Here is a 17920-nt window from a genome sequence, read left to right on the forward strand (position 1 = left end):
AACGCGCAACAACAGGAATCCCTGCATGAACCCGAATCCGAGCTACGTCCGCGGCTTCCTGCTCGACGACCTCGACATCCGCGGCGCGGTGGTGCACCTCGACGACGTCTGGAAAGCGCTGCAGGAAGGGCGCGACTATCCGGCCGAAGTGGCGCGCCTGCTCGGCGAAATGAGCGCCGTGTCCGCGCTGATCACCGCGAACCTGAAGCAGGCCGGCCGGCTGACGTTCCAGATCCAGGGCGAGCGGGCGCTGAAGCTGCTGGTCGTCGACTGCACCGAGACGCTGAACCTGCGCGCGTTCGCCGCCGTCGACGGCGATATCCCGGCGGACGGCGGCCTGAAGGAGCTGATCGGTGACGGCATCCTGCAGCTGACGCTCGACATCCCCGCGCTCGACCAGCCTTACCGCAGCCTCGTGCCGCTCGAAGGCGACAGCATCGCGGCGACGTTCGAACACTACCTGATGCAGTCGGAGCAGCAGCCGGCCGGCATCTGGCTCGCGTGCAACGAGGATGCGGCCACGGCGCTGTTCCTGCAGAAGCTGCCGGGCGCCGACGCGCGCGACGAGGATGGCTGGACGCGCGCCCATCTGCTGGCGCAGACCGTGCAGCCCGACGAGCTGCTGACGCTCGCACCGGAACTCCTGCTCGGGCGGCTGTTCGCCGAAGAGAACGTCCGCCTGTTCGACGCCCGCCCGGTGACCCACGACTGGCCGGCCGACCGCGACAAGGTCATCGGCATGTTGCGCAGCCTCGGCGAAGCGGAAGTCAGGCGGATCCTCGAGGAGCATGGCGAGTTGGTCGTGCGCGACGATCTGTCGAACCACGACTACCGCTTCGAGCCCGCCGAGATCGACGCCCTTTTCGCGTCGCATCCCGAACCGGGCACCCCGCCATCGACGCTGCATTGACGAGGCGTTCTCCGGGCTGCCGGAACGCTTCGCACGGGGCGCGGGCGGCATATTCCGCCAGCCTTGCCCGAATCCCTGCCGCTCAGTAGACTCCCAGCCTTTCAGCGACCCATCTCGCCCATGTCCGCGTCCTCCCCTGCCATCCGCCCGATCGAGTTTCGCAACGCCAGCCTCGGCGCGACCATCGCGGTGCTGCGCGAGGCCGAACCGGCTCGCCTCGCGGACGCGCTGCACATGATGCTCGGCGGAATGCCGGATTTCTTCAGCGGCGATGCCGCCGTGCTCGATTTTGCCGATCTCGCCGACCTGCCCGCGCGCATCGACTGGACCGGGCTGACGAGCCTGCTGCGCCGCTACCGGCTGCAGCCGGTCGGCGTGCGCAACCTTCCGCCGGAGCTTGCCGCGGCAGCGCGCCAGGCAGGGCTGGCGATCCTCGACGGCGCCGAGCTGCGCGACCGCCAGAACGGGCCGGCTGCAGCGGCCCGCCCGGCCCCGGCACCTGCCCCGGCGCCGCAGACTGCCCCGCCGCCTCCCGCCGCGGAGCCCCGTGCGGCGACGCTGTTCGTCGACCGTCCGCTGCGCTCGGGCCAGCAAGTGTATGCGCGCGGCGGCGACCTGGTGCTGTTCGCCGGGATGAGCAACGGCGCCGAAGTCATCGCCGACGGCAGCATCCACTGCTACGGCCCGCTGCGCGGGCGCGCGATCGCCGGCGCGCAGGGCGACCCTGCGGCGCGCATCATCTCGACCAACTTCGGCCCGGAGATCGTCTCGATCGCCGGCATTTTCCGCACTTTCGAACAAGGCATTCCGGAAGCGGTCGCCGGGCGCGCCGCGCTCGTCCGGCTGCTCGCCAGCGAATCCGACTACAAGCTTGGCATCGAACCGCTGCAGCTCGATTGAGCGCGGCTCCATCTTTAAGAAAAGGGTATACCGTGACTCGAGTCGTCGTCGTGACATCAGGCAAAGGTGGCGTGGGCAAGACCACCACCAGCGCGGCATTTTCTTCCGGACTCGCCCTGCGCGGCTTCAAGACCGCGGTGATCGACTTCGACGTCGGCCTGCGCAACCTCGACCTGATCATGGGCTGCGAGCGCCGCGTCGTGTATGACCTCATCAACGTCATCAACGGCGAAGCGAAGCTCAACCAGGCGCTGATCAAGGACAAGCACTGCGACAACCTGTTCGTGCTGCCGGCCTCGCAGACGCGCGACAAGGACGCGCTGACCGAGGAAGGCGTCGAGAAAGTGCTGAAGGAACTCGAGCACATGGGCTTCGACTACGTCGTCTGCGATTCGCCCGCCGGCATCGAGCGCGGCGCGGTGCTGGCATTGACGTTCGCCGACGAAGCGATCATCACGACGAACCCGGAAGTCTCGTCGGTGCGCGACTCGGACCGCATCCTCGGCATCCTGCAGTCGAAGTCGCGCCGCGCCGCCGAAAGCGACGAGCCGATCAAGGAGCACCTGCTCGTCACGCGCTATTCGCCCAAGCGCGTCGACGACGGGGAAATGCTGTCGTACAAGGATGTCCAGGAGCTGCTGCGGGTGCCGCTGATCGGCGTCATCCCCGAATCGGAATCGGTGCTGCAGGCGTCCAACCAGGGCCTGCCGGCGATCCACCTGAAAGGCAGCGACGTCGCCGAAGCCTATTCCGACGTCGTCGCCCGCTTCCTTGGCGACGAACGCCAACTGCGCTTCGTCAATTACGAAAAGCCGGGGCTGATCAAGCGCCTTTTCGGAGGCAAGTGAAATGGCATTCCTTGCGCGCCTCTTCGGCGAGAAGAAGAAGACCGCGGAGATCGCGAAGAACCGGCTGTCGCTGCTGATCGCCCACGAGCGCAGCGACGGTGGGCCGAAAGCGGACTTCCTGCCGGCGCTGCAGCGGGAGCTGATCGAGGTCATCTCGAAGTACGTCTCGGTCAATTCGGACGACATCAAGGTGCATCTCGACAAGCAGAACAACTACGAAGTCCTGGAAGTCAACATCGTCCTTCCCGAGCAGAATCAGGGCCGCTGATCCTCGCCCGGGCGGCGCGGGTCAGGCCGCGAGCAGCGACTCCACCGGCACGCCGACGCGCACGTTGCCCCAGTGACGCCCGCCGATCATGATCGGCATCGCGATGTCGCACAGGATGTCGTCGGTATCGCGCAGGAAAGTCTGCAGCAGCACCGCTTCGGTGTTCCTCGCGGCGCGCAGCTCGGCCGGACGATCGAACTTGCGGCACGTGCGGTTGCCGCCGAGGTCGATGTCCGGCTTGCCGGTCAGCGGGCGCGAGTATTTCAGGTTATGCGCGGCGAGGTAGCTGTCGGTGTTCACCGCGACCGCGAACGCGCAGCCGGGAATCGCCGCGAGGCAATCCTCGAGCAGCTGCTGGCAGCGGCGACCGTACTCGTCGCCCCACGACACTTTGAACTTCTGCGGCCGGGTGTTCGCGACCGGCTGGTAGCGGCGGTCGAAAATGTCGCTGCCCGCCCGCACCATTTCGTCGAGCTGCGCCTGGATGCGGTCGCGGAAGATCCGCGTCTGGTCCATCGCGTGGTCGAACGACCCTTCGCCGATGCGAAACCGCGACACGAGCTCCTGTACCGCTTCGGTGGCCCGCGAAAGCTCGACCGTGCACTGTTCGGATTCGGCCATGTTCGCCGCGACCGTGCCCGACACGTCGTGGATCGTCGTGACGTTTTCATGCACCTGCCCGTTCGTCGCCGACAGCTGTTCCATCGCCGTCGCGATCTGCAGCAGCTGTTCGCCGGTGGTCTCGAATTCGCCGACCATGAACTCGAAATGCTCGGCGGATTTCCCGACGACTTCGCGCGCCTGCAGCACGTCGGCGTTGATGACGACGTTTTCGGCGCGCGTCGTCATGACGCGGCCGATCATGCCGTCGATGTTGTCGGTGATCTCCTCGGTCGCCCGGTTCACGCGTTCGGCGAGCTTTCTGACTTCGTCGGCGACGACGGCGAAGCCGCGCCCCGCCTCGCCGGCTCGCGCGGCTTCGATCGCCGCGTTCAGCGCGAGGAGGTTCGTCTGGTCGGCGATCGCGCGGATCAGCGAAGCGATCTGCCGGACGCTCTCGGAGCGCTCCGACAGGTCATCGACGGTGTGATTGAAATGCAGCACTTTCTCGCTGACGGCGTTGATCTTCCCGGCGATGTCCTGCATCTCGTGCAGCGAAGCGCGCGCGATGTCGAGGTTCTTCGTCGTCGAAGCCGAAATGTTCTGGGCGCTCGCCGAGACGCTCTCGATCGCCGCCGTCGACTCGGTGCTCGCCGCGAACACCACTTCGGTCATCGTCCCCTGCGTGTGCGCGTCCTGGGCCGAACTCTCGACGTGGGCCCTGACCCTGACCGCGTCGCGCGCGATGCTCACGCTGCGGGTGCGGATTTCGCTGACGATATGGCGCATTTTCGCCGCGAACCGGTTGTAGCTCATCGCGAGCTGGCGCAGTTCGTCGTGCGTGGCGAGCGGCAGGTTGCGCGAGAAGTCGCCTTCGCCCTGCGCGATCTCGTTGAGGATCGCGGTGATGACCCGCACCGGGCGCACGATGAGGTGACGCATGTAGAGGATCTGGCCGATATTGACGCACAGCGCGATCGCCGTCAGCGCGATCATCAGGTACAGGCCGCCGTCGAGCGACGCCATGATCTGCTGCGCGGCCCCCTGCCCCACTTCGCCCGCCGCCAGCAGCCCGCGGACCTGGTTCTGCTGATGGAGATAGACGGCGAGGTACAACAGGTCGATGAAGAAGAGCAGGAGAAAGCTGCACAGCTTCTTGGTCAGCGAGTTCCAGAACGTCTTTTCAACCCATTCGTATAATTGCGAAAACATGGGAGTTCCCGTTTGCATGGTCCGATTGCCCTTACGGCATCATGGCCGGCGACTTGAGCCCCCGTCGGCCGTGGCAGCAAATATTTCACTGTGCGCGCGTACCGGCCCGCATCGCCGCGGCGTCCTCCAGGCGCCTTGCGGCCGGCGCCAATTTGCCCGTACCACCTCCACGTGCCACAATCACCGCTTTTATGCCCCTTGCCGATTCATGAGCGACCAGAACAACTCTCCCGCCGCCTCGCAGGACGAAAATCACCTCATTTCCGAGCGGCGCGAAAAGCTGGCCGCATGGCGTGCTGGCGGCCGAGCTTTCCCGAACGATTTCTCGCGCGAGAACATTGCCGGCAAGCTCGATGAAATCTACGGCGAAAAGGATTCGCACGAGCTCGAAGCGACGCCGGTCGAAGTGAAAGTGGCCGGGCGCATCATGCTCAAGCGCGTGATGGGCAAGGCGAGCTTCGTCACGATCCAGGATCTCTCCGGCCAGATCCAGCTGTACGTCACGCGCGACGCGGTCGGCGACGACGTCTATGCCGACTTCAAGCGCTGGGACAGCGGCGACATCGTCGGCGCCGTCGGCACGCTGTTCAAGACGCGCACCGGCGAGCTGTCGGTGAAATGCACTGAAATCCGCCTGCTGACGAAGAGCCTGCGTCCGCTCCCCGACAAGTTCCACGGCCTGACCGACGTCGAGCAGAAATACCGCCAGCGGCACGTCGACCTGATCATGAACGAGCAGACGCGCTTCACCTTCGTCGCGCGCAGCCGCATGGTGCAGTCGATCCGCAACTACATGGTCGGCCACGGCTTCCTCGAAGTCGAGACGCCGATGATGCACCCGATTCCGGGCGGCGCCGCGGCGAAGCCCTTCACGACGCACCACAACGCGCTCGACATGGAGCTGTTCCTGCGCATCGCGCCGGAGCTGTACCTCAAGCGCCTCGTCGTCGGCGGCTTCGAGAAAGTCTTCGAGGTGAACCGCAACTTCCGCAACGAAGGCCTCTCCCCGCGCCACAATCCCGAATTCACGATGATGGAGTTCTACGAGGCTTATGCGAATTACAAGAGCCTGATGAACTTCACCGAAGGGCTGCTGCGCCAGGCGGCGCGCGAAGCGCTCGGCACCGAAGTGTTCGTCTACCAGGGACGCGAGCTCGACCTGTCGAAGCCGTTCGCGCGGCTGACGATCGTCGAGGCGATCCACCAGTACCACCCGGGTTTCTCGATCGCGCAGCTGAACGACGAAGCGTGGCTGCGCGCGAAGCTGACCGACCTCAAGGCGAAGCTGCGCGACGGCGCGGGCTTGGGCACGCTGCAGCTGATGCTGTTCGAGGAGACCACCGAAGCCGAGCTGTGGGAGCCGACGTTCATCATCGACTACCCGGCCGAAGTGTCGCCGCTCGCGCGCCGCAACGACGCGAACCCGGAGATCACCGAACGTTTCGAGCTCTTCATCGTCGGCCGCGAGATCGCCAACGGCTTCTCCGAGCTGAACGACCCGGAAGACCAGGCCGCGCGTTTCCTCGAGCAGGTCAAGGCGAAGGAAGCCGGCGACGAGGAGGCGATGTTCTACGACGCCGACTATATCCGCGCGCTCGAATACGGCCTGCCGCCGACCGGCGGCTGCGGCATCGGCATCGACCGCCTCGTGATGCTCTTGACCGACAGCCCGAGCATCCGCGACGTGATCCTGTTCCCGCAGATGCGCTCGGAGTGAGTCCACCCGATCCCGCGCAACGCAATCCGGGCGCCGCAAGGCGCCTTGTCCCGGGCGCCGCAAGGCGCCTTGTCATTTCCGAGGCCGTGCCCGTGCCCATCGACCCTGCCCGCCTGGCTTTGACCGACGACGGCACGCCCCGCTCCGCGGCGTTCGGCGGCGTCCATCCCCCGTGCGGCGACGAGCTCGAACAGGCGCGCTTCATTTTCATCGCCGGCAACGGTCTGCCCGGGCGCTGGCAGCAGCGCGAGTGCTTCACGATCCTCGAAACCCGCTTCGGTTTCGGGCTGAACTTTCTCGCGACCTGGGGAGCGTGGCGAACCGATCCGGAGCGCTGCGAGCGCCTGCATTTCGTCTCGGTCGAACCCCATCCCTTCACGAGGGAAGACCTTGCGACCTTGCACGCGCTCTGGCCGGAGCTCGCGCCGCTGGCCGCCGAACTGGCGGATAACTGGCCGCCGCTGACGCCCGGCGTGCACCGCCTCGATCTGGATGCCGGGCGCGTCGTGCTGACGCTGCTGCTCGGCGACGCACGCGAACTGCTGCCCCAGCTCGAATGCCGTGCCGACGCGTTCTTTCTCGACGGCTTCTCGCCGGCCTGCAATGCCGAACTGTGGTCGGCGCTGCTCGCCGAACTCGGCCGCCTGGCGGCGCCCGAAGCGACGCTCACGAGCGGGTCGGTGGGCGACGACGTGCACCGAGCACTGGCCGACGCCGGCTTCGACTGTGAAAAAGCACCTGGTTTCGGCGGCAAACACACGATGTGCCGGGCGCGCCACCGCGGCGGCGCGACACGGCCGACAGCGGTTGCCGCAAAGCAGGCGCTGGTGATCGGCGCCGGGCTCGCCGGCAGCAGCATTGCGGAGCGGCTCGCGGCACGCGGCTGGCATATCGACGTCATCGACGCGGCGAGCGGCCCCGGCGAGGGCGCGTCCGGCAACCTGACCGGCGTGCTGCGCCCGCTGCCGAGCCTCGACGACAACCGGCTGGCGCGCATCACGCGAGCCGGCGCGCTGTACGGCCTGCATCATCTGCGCCGGCTGAGCAAAGCCGGCCTGCCGGTGCGATGGGACGCGTGCGGCGTGCTGCATCTGGCGCGCGATCCGGTGCACGAAGGCAAGCAGCGCCGCATCGTCGAAGCCCATCGTCCGCCGTCGGACTACCTGCGTTTCGTCGAACGTGACGAGGCCTCGGCGCTCGCCGGCTGGCCGCTGCCGGCAGGCGGCTGGTGGTTTCCGCAGGGAGCGTGGGTTTCGCCGCCGAGCCTTTGCACGGCGAACCTGATGACCCGTCCCGACCTCATTCGCTGTCACTTCGGACGCGCGATGCAGCGGCTCGAAGCGACGGTCGATGGCTGGACCGCGTTCGACGCCGACGGCAAGGCGATCGCGAGCGCTCCGGTCGCCGTGCTCGCGAACGGGGTCGGCATCCGCGCGGTGCCGCAGGCGGCCGCGCTGCCGGTGCGCAGCGCGCGCGGCCAGGTGACGCATTTCGCCGCCGCGAGCGGCAGTTCGCCGAACGTCGTGGTATGCCGCCTCGGCTATGTCAGCCCGGCGCTCGACGGCGTGCGCAGCGCAGGGGCGACGTTCGGGGTCGACGACGACGAGCCGGCGCTGCGCGACGCGGACCAGCGCGAAAACCTCGCGAAACTCGAGTTCATCCTTCCCGGCTACGCCGCACAGCTCACGCTCGCCGAGCTCGCGGGGCGCGTGGGTTTTCGCCCCGCGTCTCCCGACCGCCTGCCGATGGTCGGTGAAGTTCCCGCCGTCCTGCGCGCCGACCGCGCGACGCCGCTCGGGCAGATTCCCCGCCACCCCGGGCTGTATGCGGTCGCCGGCTTCGGCGCCCGCGGCCTGGTGTGGGCGAGCCTTGCCGCCGAGCTGCTCGCCAGCCGCCTCGCGGGCGAACCGCTGCCGCTCGAGCGCGAGCTCGTCGACGCCCTCGACCCCGCCCGTTATCTACTGCGACCGGTACGCCGCATAACCCCGGAAGGGTAATTTGCATCTATCATGAGTGCAGCTGCTGCCGCGACGGCTACTTGCTTTACGGTATTTGCACCCCCACCCCCCTTGCGTAAGATCGCACCGACTTGAAACTATTCGAAAAACAGCAGGCCGATTACCCGAACTGCCGGCACAGGCAGCCGGGCACACCGGAATCATGATGTTCAGATGAAGGTATGTCCCACGGGATTATCGAGCCGCACGATGACCGACCTGCGCGTCGGACCGATTCGGGTGGAGGAGACAACCGGAGGCCGGATGTGCGCGGCACCGGCTTCCCCGAAATCGGCGTTCATTTCGTTTGTTCATTTCGTTTCCCCGCACCGAAAGCATGAAGCGCGGGCGTTCCCGGGCTTTCGCTGTGATCGAATGCGGCAGCAAAGCGGGATGACCGTTCGAAAACGGCCGGCGTCCGCTGTAACCGACGCAGCGCAACAGTTCGAAAAGTGGGTACTTGATGACCGGGAATGATCGGACGCCGCGCATCGCTCGCGCAAATGTGGACGCCGCCCTCGTTGACACCACCGACCAGATGCTGGGCCTGCTGGACTGCGACGGCACGGTGTTGCGCGCAAACCGAAGTCTCGTTGCGTTCTTCGACGTCGCCGCGGACGAAATCGTCGGAAAACCCCTATGGTCGGCGCCGGGCTGGGAAAAATGGGGCGTCGGCGCGCTGAACATCAAGCGTGCGGTCAGGGAAGCTGCAGCAGGCAAGGCGAGTCACGTGCTCGGGATTCTTGCCGGCGAGTCGAGCGGGGGGCACAGCGCCGAGTTCGATCTCCAGCGCGTTGCCGAAGATTTCGGCCTCGCGCCATCGGTCGCATTGATGGGCCGCTTCGACGCGATCGAGAAACAGCTTTCCAGCGCCCGGGCGCTTCGCCTTTCCCAGCTTTACGGCGCCATCTCCGAGACCAACAAAGCGGTGATGCGCAGCTCGAAGCCCGAAGAGGTGTATCGCGCGGTATGCGATGCATGCGTGCGCCACTGCGGTTTCAAGCTCGCATGGATCGGGCTTCACGACCCGCTGAGCGGGTACATCATCCCGGTCGAGGCGGCGGGCGCGGCCGCCTCCTACGTGGACGACCTCAGGACGGAGGCAGGCCCCGCCAGCATTGAGCGCCATGACCGCATCGAGACGGCAAGGGACGGTCTGGTGCCGTCAATCGTGCCGGACATCGCTGCGGATCCGGATCTCGCGGCGTGGCACGCCGCCGCAGCCGCTCACGGTCTGGCGTGCCTCGTTTCCCTGCCCCTGCAGCGCAACGGCGCACTGTTCGGCCGACTCAACGTCTACGGCGGCACGGCGCATCGTTTCGACGACGAAGCGGTCGCGCTGCTCGAAGAGATGGCGGACAACGTTTCCTTCGCGCTCGACCATTTCGACCGCGAGGCGCTGCGCTGCCACACCGAAGCGGCGTTGCGGGCAAGCGAGGCCCGTCTGCAGGAAGCGCAGGCGGTGGGCCGGATCGGCGACTGGGAACTCGACCGCGAAACCGGCGCGATGACGTGGTCGCCGGAGCTCTTCCATCTCTTCGAACGACCGCTGGAAATGGGCGCGCCGGACTGCGAAGGGGCGCTCGCGTATTACGAGCCGGACACGCGTGAACAAACCCGCGCCCGCTTCCGCCACGCGATGGACACCGGCGAGCGCTGCGAACTCGAACAGACGATCACCCTTCCGTCGGGCGCGGTGCACCACCACGCGACCCAGATCGTCCCGCTGAAGGACGCCGAGGGGCGGGTGTACAAGCTGTTCGGGACCGTCCAGGACATCACCGAGCGCAAGCTCGCCGAACAGCAGCTTCGCCGCAAGACGCTCGAGATCGAGGATCTCTACCAGAACGCGCCGTGCGGCTATCAGTCGGTCGACGCCGATGGCCTGATCATCCGCATCAACGACACTGCGCTGAACTGGCTCGGCTACGAACGCGAAGAGGTTGTCGGCAGGATGAAGATGGTCGACCTCCTGAATCCCGAAAGCCAGCCGCTCTTTCTCGACCAGTTCCTGAGCCTGAAGCAGACCGGCCTCTTCCAGAGCCTGGAACTCGAGCTGATCCGCAGCAACGGATCGAAGCTGCCGGTGCAGGTCGACTCGACCGCGATCCTCGACGCCGACGGCCACTTCGTCGCGACCCGCACGATGCTGTCGGACAATTCGGCGCGCAAGCAGCTCGAGATCGAGCGCGCCGCCCATGAAGCGCGGCTCGCCGAGCTGTCGCGGCACATGGTCGACGTGCAGGAAAACGAACGGCGCAAACTCGCCGGCGAACTCCACGACCGCGCGAGCCCGAACCTGGCTGCGCTGCAGCTGACGCTGTCGAACCTCGCGTGCGCGCTGCCGGCGTCGGTATTGAGCGAGCTGGAGCCGATGCTCGGCGACGCCCAGGCCCTCCTGCTCGACACCGCCGCGGGCATTCGGGAGATCTGCACGAACCTTCGTCCGGCGACGCTCGATTACGCCGGTTTGATCCCGGCGCTGCAGGATTACGCGCAACAATTCGCGCGCCGGACCGGCATTGCGGTACGCCTCGAGCTGGCATCTCTGAAAACCCAGCTTCTGCCGAACGTACAGTCGCTGCTGTTCCGCATCGCCCAGGAAGCGCTCACGAACTGCGCCAAGCATGCCGATGCGGGAACGATTCACCTCCAACTGGCGGAGACCGCCGACGCCCTCATCCTGAAGATTTCCGACGACGGAGTCGGCTTCGACTCCTGCCTGCTGGGCGAAAGCGGTTCCAAGCCCGGCCTCGGACTGATCACGATGAAGGAACGGGCGGAGTTCGCGGGCGGCCGCTTCACCATCACATCCAACCCAGAATCCGGGACAGAAATCACCGTGACTTTCGACCTTCATGCACTGAACACCCTATGGAAAACTCGACAGCATCCTTCGCGGCGCGCGAGCGACCGCCTGTTCCAGGCACAACCGGGGACCTTATGACGATCCGTATCGTACTGGCCGACGACCACCAGATGTTTCGTCACGCGCTGCGCGCGATGCTCGAGAAGGAGCCGGGAATCCGCATCGTCGGCGAAGCGAGCAATGGCGACGAACTGATCGACCTGATCAGCCACCAGCCGGTCGACATCGCCTGTGTCGATATCGGCATGCCGGGGATGAACGGCATCGAGGCGACGCGCCGCCTGCTCGCGATCCGCCCGCACGTGCGCGTGATCGGGCTTTCGGCGTTCTCCGACCGCCAGTTCGTGCTCGACCTGCTCAACGCCGGCGCGACCGGCTACGTGACGAAAGCCGAGGCCGGTGACGAGCTGCTGCGCGCGATCCACACCGTGCAGCAGTCCAAGACCTACCTCTGTCCGGACGTCGCCGCGACGGTCACGAACGCGCTGCTCGACAACGCGCCGAAGGACATCTCCGCGCCCCGCATCACCGCCCGCGAGCGTCAGGTGCTGCAGCTGATCGCCGAAGGTTACACGTCCACCCGCATCGCCGACCGGCTGCACCTGGCGCCCTCGACTGTCGAGGTGCACCGCCGCAACATCATGCGCAAGCTCGATCTGCACAGCGTTGCCGAACTGACGAAGTACGCGATTCGCAGCGGAATCACGACGGTTACAGGCTGATAGGGGATTTTTTGCGCAGCCTACCCGGTTTCCGGTACGTCGAACACGCCAATCACCGTATGGTCCCAAAGTGGGGCTGCAAGTAGCATTCCCGCTGCCCGGAATGATCTTCGTTTTATGCATTTGGATTAAACCAGCTATACTGGCGAGGCCACGTGGAGAAAGAAGGGAGCCGGTCTTCCGAAGCTCTTTACACCGGGCAACGAAGCTCGCTGCGGCGAGATTTGAATAAATACGCTTTCAGGAATTCAAACATGAATACTCTTCCTTCCGTACAGAAACTGACGCAGGCAGCAAACGGCAACATTCAGGCTTTCCAGTCCTTCGCCGGCATTGTCCTGAATGCGTCGGAGCGGCTCGTCGCGCTCAACATCGAGGCGGCCCGCACGCTGTGCAGCACCGCGACCGCGACTGCCGCGCCGCTGACGGCGAGCAATGACATGCGCGAGCAGATCGCAGCGCGCATGGGTACGCAAGGCAAGATGTTCGAACAGGCAGCGGAATATTTCCGCAGCTTCAACGAGCTGTGCGCAAAGACCCAGAGCGAGGTCGCGGAGCTCAATACGCAGCGCCTGAACGAAGTGTCGGAGTCGGTGCATGAGCTGCTCGACAGCGTCGCGAAAACGGGTCCGAGCGGCGCCGCCGACCTCGTCGCCGCGATGAAGACCGCGATGACCAACGCCAGCGCCACGTACGAGAACATGATCAAGACGACTCGCGACGTCACCGAGTCGAACCTCGCGGCCGCCAGCAACGCGCTGCAGCCGATCGTCACCGCGACGACGAAGCAGGCGCGCAAGGTCGCCTGACCGGCAGCCGGAAAGCACAAAGAAATCCTCCGCAAATCCCCGGGGAACCCCCCCGGGTGGAGTGCGAAGTGAACCTTCCCCGCGCAACCGCTCAGGCGGCGCGGGGTTTTTTTTCGTGGCGGCGTGCCGGCCCGGTAATCCGCCGGGAAGCCGGCACTGCCCCGGGGGCGGGGCAAGACAGGATTGTGCGGTCAGGCCGCCGCTCAGACGTAGCGGCCGATGCGCTTCAGCACCCGCTCACGCCCGAGGACTTCGAGCACCGCGTCGATCGCGGGCGTCTGGGCGACACCGAGCGTGGCGACGCGCAGCGGAATCGCGACCTGCGGCATCTTCAGCCCGTGTTCGGCCATCGTGTCCTTGATCGCCTGGTTCAGCGCCGGTTTTTCCCATGCCACGTCGGCAAGACGCGCTTTCAGGCTCGCGAGCGCCACCCTGCCCGCGTCGGTCAGGTGCTGCGCGAGCAGCTCGTCCGAGGGGTGGACTTCGACGCAGTAAAGTTCGGCCGCATCCGCGAGCTCGTTCAGGTTCGCGACTCGCTCCTTGTACAGCGCGACGACCGATTCGAGGCGCGGGCCGGCTTCCGGGTCGACGCCGCGGCGCGCGAGCCGGTTGGCGACGTCCGCCGCGAGGCGCGCGTCGTCGGCGTGCTTGATGTAGTGCGCGTTGAGCCAATTGAGCTTTTCGGTGTTGAACTGCGCCGCCGACGGCGTGATGTGGTCGAGATCGAACCACGCGACGAACTGCTCGCGCGGGAAGATCTCGTCGTCCCCATGGCTCCAGCCAAGGCGCGCGAGATAGTTGATGACCGCTTCAGGCAGGTAGCCGTCATCAAAATACTGCATCACGCTGACCGCGCCATGGCGCTTCGACAGCTTCGTGCCGTCGTCGCCGAGGATCATCGACAGGTGCGCGTACAGCGGCACCTCCGCGCCGAGCGCGCGCAGGATGTTGATCTGGCGCGGCGTGTTGTTGACATGGTCGTCGCCGCGGATCACGTGCGTGATGCCCATGTCGCGGTCATCGACGACGACGCAGAAATTGTAGGTCGGGGTGCCGTCGGCGCGCGCGATGACGAGGTCGTCGAGTTCCGCGTTCGCGATCTCGATGCGCCCTTTGACGAGGTCGTCCCACGCGACGACGCCTTCACCCGGATTGCGGAAGCGCACGACCGGCTCGACGCCGGCGGGCGGCGCCGCCAGCACTTTGCCCGGCTCGGGCCGCCAGCGCCCGTCATAACGCGGTTTTTCGCCGCGCGCGCGCTGCTCTTCGCGCATCTGGTCGAGTTCCTCGGTGGACGCATAGCAGTGGTACGCGCTGCCTGCGGCGAGCATCTCGGCGATCACCGCCTTGTAGCGCTCCATGCGCTGCATCTGGTAGAAGGGCCCTTCGTCGGCGTCGAGCCCGAGCCAACTCATGCCGTCGAGGATCGCCTGCACCGCGGCGGGCGTCGAGCGCGCGACGTCGGTATCCTCGATACGCAGGATGAAAGTTCCGCCATGCCGGCGGGCGAATGCCCATGAGAACAGAGCGGTACGCGCCCCGCCGATATGGAGGTAGCCGGTCGGGCTCGGGGCGAAACGGGTGCGAACGTTGGAAGCCATGGGGATAGGGGCGCGGAGCCGGGTCGAAAGTCCTGGATTCTACGCCTTCGCCCGGACGTCCCCTGTCGTGACCGGGACTGCGGCGGGCGAGGCATAAAAACAAAAACCCCGAAGCCGGGCAGCTTCAGGGTCGTGTCTGGTGGGCGGTACTGGGATCGAACCAGTGACCCCTGCCGTGTGAAGGCAGTGCTCTACCGCTGAGCTAACCGCCCCGGGGCTGCGGTGTGTCTTCGCCTGAAACTGGTGGGCGGTACTGGGATCGAACCAGTGACCCCTGCCGTGTGAAGGCAGTGCTCTACCGCTGAGCTAACCGCCCGTCGGCGAAGAGCGCGAATTGTAGAAGGAGCCCCCTGCCGCGTCAAGGCGACAATCGCGGCAAATCGGGGCGCTTGTCAGGCCGCCCCCGACTGCGGTTATGCCGCTTTCGACAGCGCCGGGCGGCGTGCCTCCATTTTCTCCGCGATCGGCCGCAGATCGCACTTCTCCGCGACGAGCTTCGGAAACAGCTCCTCTTCTTCCTCTTTCACGTGGTGCTTGACGTACTCGCCGAGCACCGTGACTTTGGCGTCGAACAGTTCGTCGTCGGGGCCCATCGACTCGATCTGCGCAATCAACTCCTTCGCGGTGGCATGCTCGACTTTTGCCTCGTCGAGCAGATCGCCGAACTTCTCGGGGTCGATTTCCCGCACTGCGGGGTAGAACAGCTCTTCCTCGAGCGTCGCGTGAACGGTCAGTTCATTACAGACGGTGCGGGCGATTTCGGCCTTCTCCTCGCTCGTCTTCGCTTTCTCGAAGTCGCCGAAGAGCTTGTTGACCTTGCGGTGATCCTCGAGCAGGGCGCCGAGGGCGTCCTTGAGGCCGGTGGGCAGACTCGACTTGTTCATCGTGTTCTCCTCGATTGGATGATGCAGCGGCGCGGAAGACCGCGGGGCGATCGACCCGGAAGGTCGTCGCCGGAAATCCGGACCGGCCGGTGCGCGACTGGCTCGGGAACGGTCCGCAGGCCGATGGAGCAAGGACCGCTCCCGCTGCGGCGCAAGGCGGCGAGCGTGCGGTCAACGTCATATCGGCTTGGTAACCATCAAGTAAAAGATACCGACGAATGCAAGAAATGCCGGCACGCCGAGCGCAAACCACACGCGGAACAGTCGCCAGTAGCGCGGGGGGAGCAGCGGACGGGCGTTCTCCGCCGCTTCGGCGGCGACATCGCGCAGGCGGATCTGGATCACGACGACGGGCAGCCAGCACGCGACCGCGACGACATACAGCACCACCGACCACGCAATCCAGCGGCTGTCGAGCGGCACGTCGGCCAACGCGGTCAGCCAGAATCCGGTCAGCGGCTGCAGCACGACGGTGGTGGCGGTGAACAGCCAGTCGCCGACGACGACGCTGCGCGTGACCGACGCGGCAACGAGCGGATCGCGCTCGAGGCTCGCGCGCAGCAGGTAGAACGCGCTGCCGATGCCGGTGCCGAACAGCACCGTCGATGACAGCACGTGCAGCCACTTGACGATCAGGTATTGGTATTCCATCGCTGCGATTCCAGTTCGTACAGCAGCCAGATCGCCGCGAGCATCGGCAGGTTCTTCGACACCGGACCATACGGGTGCAGCCAGAATTCGGGGAGCTTCCAGCTGATGATCGCGGTGTAGGCGAGAATCAGCCCTGCCTGCACGACGAGCACCGCCGCGCGACGACGCCCGGCAAGCATCAGCACGCCGAGCGCGAGGTCGAGCAGCGCGGCGCCATACAGTGCCGCCGGACGCAGCGCTTCCGGCACGCCGGCCCGGGCGAGCAGCGCGTGGCTGTCGGCGACCGGGAAGACGCCGAGCGAGACGATGCCGGTCAGGATCCAGACGAACGCGAGGCTCGCGCGCAGCACCGGCAGCAGCCATTGCAGCTGCACGCCGAGGCGCGCCGCGCCGGCCTCCGGACGCGGGATGAAGTCGTCGACTCCGCGCGGCTCGCGGCCGAGCAGGCGACGCATCATTGACGGATCAGCCGTGTTGCCACGGCGCAGCATCGCGAGCGTCTCGACGTCGAGCAGCGCGCCGGGCAGCATCGAAGCGGCTTTTGCTGCGCTGTCGGTCAGCACATCGGGCACCGGAATGAAACGGGGCGGACGCGCGATGCCGAGCGCCTTGCGCAGCGCCGCGAGAAACTCGCGCAACGTCAGCGCTTGCGGGCCGACTGCGGCGATGCGCGGGTTTTCGGGCAGCTCGCCGTCGACGAGGCGCACGACGAGTTCGACGAGATCGTCGATATGCACCGGCTGCACCCGCTGCTCGCCGCGCCCGGGGAGCGGGATCAGCGGCAGCGACGCGAGCACGCCGAAAAGCCGCGCGCTCGTGCCGCCGGCTCCATACACCAGCGAAGGCTGCACGATCGCGGCCGCAACGGGCAGGCCGAGCAGCACTTCGTCGGCGGCGCGCTTGCTCAGGTGGTAGCCGCTTTGCGCGTGCTCGTCCGCACCGAGCGCGGAAATCTGGATCACCCGCTTCACGTCGGCGCTCGCGCACGCCCCGAACAGCGCTGCCGGCGCCTGCCGATGCAGCAGGTCGAACGTCTGCCCCCCGCTTTCCCGCAGAATGCCGACCGCGTTGATGACGACGTCGATGCCGTCGAGCATCGGCAGCCAGTCGGCGCTGCGCGTCGCGCGCATGAAATCGACCGCCGCATAGGCGTACGCCGCCCCGCTCGAGCGGGCCCGGGCGCGTGCCGGGTCGCGCACGGCAAGCGTCAGGCGGTGGCCTGCGCCGGCGAGCCGGGTGGCGAAATGGCTGCCGAGAAAGCCGGTTCCCCCGGTGATCAGAATGTTCATCGCACTTTCTCCTGCACGCGGGCGCCGCGCTTGCATGGGCCTGGCGCAAAGGCCGCTCTCCCCTCTTCCACCCTCCAGACTGACGGAGCGACTCATGACCGACTGGCTGCGCGTGCTGCGCCGCGCCATTGTTTCCGGAAGCGGTGCCGGGATCCTCTCGCTGGTCGCGCTTGCGTGCGGCGGCCAGCGCGATTGTTGCAGCGTGTTCGCGCCGGTCAATGCGGTCAGCCACTGGATCTGGCGCGGCGTCGCGCTGCGCCAGCAGAAGCCTTCCCTGCGATATACGCTCCCGGGCGTCGGCATCCACCATGCGATGTCGATCCTGTGGGCGCTGCTGTTCGAGGAACGCATGGCGCGCGCCGAATCGCGCGGCGCAGGGCGCACGATCGCCACCGCGCTCGGCGTGTCGGCCGCAGCATGCTTCGTCGATCTGCGTCTGACCCCGGAACGGCTGACGCCCGGCTTCGAGCGCCGCCTCAGTCCCGAATCGCTGACCGTGGTCTATCTCGCGTTCGCGTTGGGCCTCGCGTTGCCGTCCCTCGGCGAAATGCTGCGGAGCGAACGGCGTCGATAACCTGCCTTCCGGGTCGCCCGGCGAGGCACCGCAATTGCTGGACCGGCGTACGACGGCGTTCCGGGCGGA

16 protein-coding genes and 2 tRNA genes are annotated in these 17920 nt (G+C 66.5%); 11 read left to right on the forward strand and 7 right to left on the reverse strand.

Annotation, left to right across the window (positions count from 1 at the left end; genetic code table 11):
- The first annotated feature begins 25 nt into the window (after positions 1-25).
- The 4 genes from PA01_01265 (at position 26) to minE (ending at position 2926) form a co-directional block, all read left to right on the forward strand.
- Positions 26-910, forward strand: a complete 885-nt coding sequence (locus tag PA01_01265; GenBank protein ID KON80464.1) for an Hsp33 family molecular chaperone HslO — start codon at positions 26-28, stop codon at positions 908-910.
- A gap of 120 nt (positions 911-1030) precedes the next feature.
- Complete coding sequence (minC, locus tag PA01_01270; GenBank protein ID KON80465.1) at positions 1031-1810, forward strand: septum site-determining protein MinC; 780 nt, start codon at positions 1031-1033, stop codon at positions 1808-1810.
- 32 nt (positions 1811-1842) lie between these two features.
- Positions 1843-2658 carry a septum site-determining protein MinD gene (minD, locus tag PA01_01275; protein ID KON80466.2) on the forward strand — a complete coding sequence of 272 codons (816 nt, stop codon included), beginning with the start codon at positions 1843-1845 and terminating at the stop codon, positions 2656-2658.
- A gap of 1 nt (position 2659) precedes the next feature.
- Positions 2660-2926, forward strand: a complete 267-nt coding sequence (gene minE / locus PA01_01280; protein ID KON80467.1) for a cell division topological specificity factor MinE — start codon at positions 2660-2662, stop codon at positions 2924-2926.
- A gap of 21 nt (positions 2927-2947) precedes the next feature.
- Here the strand turns inward: minE and PA01_01285 are convergent, their stop codons facing one another.
- Entirely contained in the window at positions 2948-4738 is a 1791-nt protein-coding gene (locus PA01_01285; protein KON80468.1) for a methyl-accepting chemotaxis protein, read from the reverse strand.
- 208 nt (positions 4739-4946) lie between these two features.
- Here PA01_01285 and lysS point away from each other — a divergent pair, with 208 nt between their 5' ends.
- The 6 genes from lysS (at position 4947) to PA01_01310 (ending at position 12852) form a co-directional block, all read left to right on the forward strand.
- Positions 4947-6455: a lysine--tRNA ligase gene (gene lysS, locus PA01_01290; protein ID KON80469.1), complete on the forward strand. Its 1509-nt coding sequence runs from the start codon at positions 4947-4949 to the stop codon at positions 6453-6455.
- A 92-nt stretch (positions 6456-6547) separates the two neighbouring features.
- Positions 6548-8452, forward strand: coding sequence for a bifunctional tRNA (5-methylaminomethyl-2-thiouridine)(34)-methyltransferase MnmD/FAD-dependent 5-carboxymethylaminomethyl-2-thiouridine(34) oxidoreductase MnmC (gene mnmC, locus PA01_01295; protein KON82219.1), 1905 nt, complete (start codon positions 6548-6550; stop codon positions 8450-8452).
- Between the two features lie 210 nt (positions 8453-8662).
- On the forward strand, positions 8663-8929 hold the full coding sequence (locus PA01_18420; protein ID KAI5913003.1) for a hypothetical protein: 267 nt from the start codon (positions 8663-8665) through the stop codon (positions 8927-8929).
- Positions 8930-8957: 28 nt separating this feature from the next.
- The gene (locus PA01_18425) at positions 8958-11399 is read left to right on the forward strand and encodes a PAS domain-containing protein (GenBank protein KON82220.2); all 2442 of its coding nucleotides are present in this window, start codon (positions 8958-8960) and stop codon (positions 11397-11399) included.
- Positions 11396-12043: a response regulator transcription factor gene (locus PA01_01305; GenBank protein ID KON80470.1), complete on the forward strand. Its 648-nt coding sequence runs from the start codon at positions 11396-11398 to the stop codon at positions 12041-12043. Before PA01_18425 ends, PA01_01305 begins: the two co-directional genes overlap by 4 nt.
- Positions 12044-12297: 254 nt before the next feature.
- Positions 12298-12852 carry a phasin family protein gene (locus PA01_01310; GenBank protein KON80471.1) on the forward strand — a complete coding sequence of 185 codons (555 nt, stop codon included), beginning with the start codon at positions 12298-12300 and terminating at the stop codon, positions 12850-12852.
- Between the two features lie 203 nt (positions 12853-13055).
- Here the strand turns inward: PA01_01310 and gltX are convergent, their stop codons facing one another.
- The 6 genes from gltX to PA01_01340 form a co-directional block, all read right to left on the reverse strand.
- Positions 13056-14453, reverse strand: coding sequence for a glutamate--tRNA ligase (gene gltX, locus PA01_01315; GenBank protein ID KON80472.1), 1398 nt, complete (start codon positions 14451-14453; stop codon positions 13056-13058).
- A gap of 137 nt (positions 14454-14590) precedes the next feature.
- Positions 14591-14665, reverse strand: a tRNA-Val gene (locus PA01_01320).
- Between the two features lie 29 nt (positions 14666-14694).
- Positions 14695-14769: transfer RNA gene (locus PA01_01325), tRNA-Val, on the reverse strand.
- A 97-nt stretch (positions 14770-14866) separates the two neighbouring features.
- Positions 14867-15337 carry a hemerythrin domain-containing protein gene (locus PA01_01330; protein KON80473.1) on the reverse strand — a complete coding sequence of 157 codons (471 nt, stop codon included), beginning with the start codon at positions 15335-15337 and terminating at the stop codon, positions 14867-14869.
- A gap of 177 nt (positions 15338-15514) precedes the next feature.
- Positions 15515-15988: a DUF2269 domain-containing protein gene (locus PA01_01335; protein KON80474.1), complete on the reverse strand. Its 474-nt coding sequence runs from the start codon at positions 15986-15988 to the stop codon at positions 15515-15517.
- A complete protein-coding gene (locus PA01_01340) occupies positions 15970-17277 on the reverse strand; it encodes an SDR family oxidoreductase (protein KON80475.1) in 1308 nt (435 codons plus the stop codon). The genes PA01_01335 and PA01_01340 overlap by 19 nt, the downstream gene beginning before the upstream one ends.
- Positions 17278-17371: 94 nt before the next feature.
- Between PA01_01340 and PA01_01345 the strand changes: the two genes are divergently transcribed.
- Positions 17372-17851 (forward strand): hypothetical protein, encoded by a 480-nt coding sequence (locus tag PA01_01345; GenBank protein ID KON80476.1) that lies wholly within the window; start codon positions 17372-17374, stop codon positions 17849-17851.
- Positions 17852-17920: the final 69 nt, after the last annotated feature.

It is taken from the genome of Azoarcus sp. PA01, from assembly GCA_001274695.2.
Classification (GTDB): Bacteria; Pseudomonadota; Gammaproteobacteria; order Burkholderiales; family Rhodocyclaceae; genus Aromatoleum.